This window comes from Candidatus Cloacimonadota bacterium (assembly GCA_011372345.1).
In the GTDB taxonomy this organism is placed as follows: Bacteria; Cloacimonadota; Cloacimonadia; order Cloacimonadales; family TCS61; genus DRTC01.
In genome coordinates, this window is record DRTC01000620.1 from 1 (window position 1) to 4,513 (window position 4,513).

The window sequence follows — 4,513 nt, forward strand, 5'->3', positions numbered from 1 at the left end:
ACATAAATAATGATGATCAACTCTCTCTGATCTCCCTCAATTTACAGCAAACAGGGATGCCGATAATTTATAAAGACATCGACAACAACATTGTTTCCAGCCAGAAATACAGCCTTCTTTTTGCAATCGGTCTTGTCTTGATTTTATTGGCAATTCAATTCAAATCATTTATCGGTGGTTTGATTTCCATTTTGCCGATAATACTGACTGTTCTTTTCAATTTTGCAATTATGTGGATTTTCAAAATTCCTTTAGATGCTGCAACCGTAATGATCGGAAGTGTTGCAGTGGGAATCGGAATTGATTATACGATTCATTTCAATAATCGCTTTCATTTTGAGATCAGCAATAAAAACAGCGTAGAAAATGCTCTTGAAACCACACTGCAAACAACCGGAAGGGCTATCATAATAAATGCTTTATCCGTAATGCTGGGTTTCCTCACACTATTATTGGGAAGCATTGTTCCGATGCAGAGATTCGGCTGGCTGATCGCTCTGACAATGGTGATAAGTGCCACTGCTTCGATCACATTCCTGCCTTCACTTCTTCTGATCACACACGCATCTTTCATTGGAGATTTGAAAAATGTAGCGTTGAAACAAGCAATAAATATCAAAGCAAATATAAAACATAAAGTGAATAATTTCACAGAAAAAAAATGAGGAAATAATTATGGAATGGAAAAATGAATTAATGAAACACTTTAAAAAGAAAAAAGTGGGTTTGGTTCTCGGCAGTGGTGGCGCAAAAGGATTATCTCATATCGGAGTGATAAAATTTTTAGAAGAAATGGATGTAAAAATTGATTTTATTACCGGCTCGAGTATCGGAGCCTTGATCGGAGGTGCTTACGCCATCGGATTAAGTATCAAAGAAATTGAAGATACTGCTCTAAAAACCGATCTCACATCCACAGCAAAGCTCTTCTCTCCAGGATTTGGAAAATCAGGTTTGGTTACAGGTTCAAAAGTTCAGGATTTTTTAACCTCGATATTGGGTAACAAAAACATCGAAGATTTGAAAATTCCCTTCACAGCAATAGCAACCGATATAATCACAGGAGAGGAAATCCGATTTAATAAAGGCAATCTCGTAGAAGCGATTCGTGCCAGTATTTCAATTCCAATTGTTTTTCAACCGGTAATCCGAAACAATATTGTTCTTGTTGACGGTGGTCTGGTCAATCCTGTTCCGATCAATGTTGCTCGCGAAATGGGAGCGGACTTCATTATTGCAGTTAATATTTTGTCATCAAAAAATAAGCCTGAATCGAAACCTGACAAAAAATCCAATAATAAAATAAATTTGGAGAAACCTCTCGAAATCATTCCCGTACTGCAAAGAAAACTAGAAGATTTGATCATTGAAAATAAATGTATAACGAATTTCCGCAAACAAAAAGAAAAAGAAGATTTGCCGGGGATGAAAAAAATATTAAATCGATCGGTTCAGATCATTCAGGAAAGATTGATCAAACTATCTGTAGAATTATACAAACCGGATGTTTTAATTGAACCGGAAGTAGGAAATATTAATATATTCGATTTTTATAAAGCAGAAGAAATAATCGAAAAAGGTTATAAATCTGCCAAAGAAGTTTTAAAAGAAAAATAAAAAAAGCAGGAGAAATTTATGGGAGAAGGATTTATTCTTGGAAACAGAATATTGGATATAGTTGTTGTTTCTTTGGTAGTATCGCAAACAATAAAAGTTATTTTTTATATATTCAAAGAAAAGAAATTGAATTTCAGAAAATATCTTGATACCGGAAGTATGCCGAGTTCCCACTCTGCATCAGTTTCTTCTCTTGCTACGGCAGTGGGAATATCGGAAGGTGTGGAATCTGTTTTTTTTGCTATCAGTATAATATTTGCAGTAGTTGTTATGTATGATGCCACCGGTGTTCGTCGGGCAGTGGGTAAACAAGCAATTGTTCTAAACAAAATGATAGATAATATTCGCAAGAAAGAAAATGCTATACTTTTTGAAGAAAACCTGAAGGAATTAATCGGTCATACTCCTCTCGAAGTTCTTGCCGGTGCTCTACTTGGAGTAGCAATTGCTTTTGTGATGAGTTAAAAACATTGGTATTAAATGAGTAACATTTATTATTTTTTAAAAAGGGATTTTTAAAAATGCAAAATGAAATCACTCAAATCAAGGAATTGCTAAAACGCTTTGGCTATCATTCCCAATCATACAATATTTTAAGAAATGATAAATCATATTTCTATTCATCTTCGGGAATAGATGGTGTGATCGCTTATGTTGTTAGAGCCAATGTTGCAATGGCAGCGGGTGATCCTGTCTGTGATCCTTCCGATATTCGAAATTTCGTAACTGAATTCAAACAATTCTGCAAAGACCAAAAATGGCGTTGTTGTTTCCAATCTGTGACGGAACGAAGCAAAGATATTCTTGCAGAAATGGGTTTTGGAATGATCAAAATCGGAGAGGAACCAATTTTCGATTTAGAAGAATTTTCGTTGTCAGGAAGCAAGTTCAGAGGTTTGCGGAAAAACATAAATCAAGCGAAAAAGCAAGGGTTGTCAATTGTGGAATATCATCCGCTTTTGAAGAGAGAACCGGAATGGGAAAAAGAGATGGAAGAACTTTCTGCAATCTGGCAAAAATTCAAAGGTTCCGGTGAATTCGCTTTTCTGATTGGAGAACCTGCTCTTGATAATCCCCAAGAACGAAAATATTTCCTCGCACTTTTGGATAACAAGGTTGAAGCATTTGTTGTCTGCACTCCGGTTTACACAAGAAACGGAATTTATTTCGATGTGATGCGCCGCCAAGAAAAAACTCCTAACGGATTGCCGCAGTTATTGTTTACAGAATCCTTTCGTATCTTAAAGGAACAAGGATACAAAATGGCAACGCTTGGAACTGCTCCTTTATCATACGAGCACACAACTGATTCGGATCAAAGTCGCATCATTAAAACAGCATTAAAATTGGCGTTTGATCGTCTGGGATATTTTCACAGATTCAAACCGCTTTATAAATTTAAAAGACAATTCGGACCAACTTCCTGGGAAGGTCGTTATCTGGCATTTTCTCCGTCACGATTCAATCCGGTTATTCTGTATGCTCTTTTGAAAGTTTATGATCCTACCAGTGTAACCGAGAAACTTTTAAATCAGATCAATCGTGCCTGGAAAGGTATTAATAAAATAAAAGATGAATCGGTTGGATTTATCGGTTCTACTTCCGGAAGTGTAATTAAGGGGATCAAAGGGACAAGTCAGAAGGCTGTTGCGACGACAAAAAAGACTTTGCAAAAAATCCCGGGCAGTATAAAAATTAATAAATATCAAACTGAAAAGGAGGAATAATTATGTTTGATCTATTGAAAAAAACAATGTTAACCGGAATTGGCATCGCTTCGATGACCAAAGACAAAATCGAGGAATTAGGTAAGAAAATCTCGGAAGAAAGCAAACTTACCGCTGAAGAAGGGAAAAGAATGATTAACGACCTGTTGAAGCAATCTGAAAAAGCAAGAGAGGATTTGGAAAATCAAGTTCAGAAACTTGTGAAAAAGACTTTGGAAAAATTAGATATTCCAACTCGCGAAGATTTCAACAGATTAGAAAAAAGGATCATAAAACTGGAAAAATTGAGAGCAGAAACAGGCAAAGAATGATACGAAAAATCGGATTGATCGGACGGACTTATCGTCATATAAATCGTTATCGGGAAATCATAACCGTGCTTTTTAAGCACGGTTTTGGTGATCTGATCACCAACTCTCAAATCGAAAAATATCTCGATTTCGGAAAGAAGTTCATTCCCAATAAAAAAATTGAGAAAACAACTTCTTTATCACGGTGGGAACGAATTAGAATGGTTCTGGAGGAATTGGGTCCGACCTTTATCAAACTTGGTCAAATCATGAGCAACCGTCCGGATATTTTACCGGAACCTCTGCTGATTGAACTTGAAAAACTTCAGGATTCAGTTCCTCCAATGCCGAATGAAGAAGCAGAAAAAATGATCGAGCAGGAATTGGGAAAACCAATTGCAGAACTTTTTAAAAATTTTGATCCTGATCCGATTGCTTCCGCTTCCATAGCCCAAGTTTATCGAGCGGAATTATTCAGCGGAGAAAAAGTTGCGGTTAAAGTGCAGCGCACCGGAATTCAAAAAATCATCGAAACAGACCTGGAAATAATGTTTCATCTTTCTCTGTTAATGGAAAAACACATCACTGAAATGGAAATATTGAATCCGGTTGAAACAGTAAAAGAATTTGAACGCTCTATCCGTAAGGAAATAGATTTCAATATTGAATCTTCGCACATCGAGCGGTTCGGGAGGAATTTCCAAACCGATCTGTCGATCTATGTTCCTGAAGTTTATAAAGAATATTCTACGAAAAAAATCCTGACAATGGAGTTTATCGACGGCATCAAAGTATCAGACCTGAAAGCGTTAAGAGAAGCGGAAAATGACCCTTTGCTCATTGCAGGTCGAGGTTGTGATCTTGTTCTGAAACAAATAT

At 36.5% G+C, this 4,513-nt stretch carries 6 protein-coding genes; all 6 read left to right on the forward strand.

The genetic code is table 11. The features are described 5' to 3' along the window. Window positions 1-2: 2 nt before the first annotated feature. Window positions 3-665 carry a hypothetical protein gene (locus tag ENL20_11860; protein ID HHE39250.1) on the forward strand — a complete coding sequence of 221 codons (663 nt, stop codon included), beginning with the start codon at window positions 3-5 and terminating at the stop codon, window positions 663-665. 10 nt (window positions 666-675) lie between these two features. Continuing rightward, a complete protein-coding gene (locus ENL20_11865; GenBank protein ID HHE39251.1) occupies window positions 676-1,617 on the forward strand; it encodes a patatin in 942 nt (313 codons plus the stop codon). Between the two features lie 18 nt (window positions 1,618-1,635). After that, the gene (locus ENL20_11870; GenBank protein ID HHE39252.1) at window positions 1,636-2,082 is read left to right on the forward strand and encodes a divergent PAP2 family protein; all 447 of its coding nucleotides are present in this window, start codon (window positions 1,636-1,638) and stop codon (window positions 2,080-2,082) included. A gap of 56 nt (window positions 2,083-2,138) precedes the next feature. After that, complete coding sequence (locus tag ENL20_11875; protein ID HHE39253.1) at window positions 2,139-3,344, forward strand: DUF2156 domain-containing protein; 1,206 nt, start codon at window positions 2,139-2,141, stop codon at window positions 3,342-3,344. Between the two features lie 2 nt (window positions 3,345-3,346). After that, on the forward strand, window positions 3,347-3,655 hold the full coding sequence (locus ENL20_11880) for a phasin superfamily protein (protein ID HHE39254.1): 309 nt from the start codon (window positions 3,347-3,349) through the stop codon (window positions 3,653-3,655). Further along, window positions 3,652-4,513: AarF/ABC1/UbiB kinase family protein (locus ENL20_11885; GenBank protein ID HHE39255.1), on the forward strand; the 862-nt coding region annotated here is incomplete at its 3' end. The genes ENL20_11880 and ENL20_11885, both read left to right, overlap by 4 nt.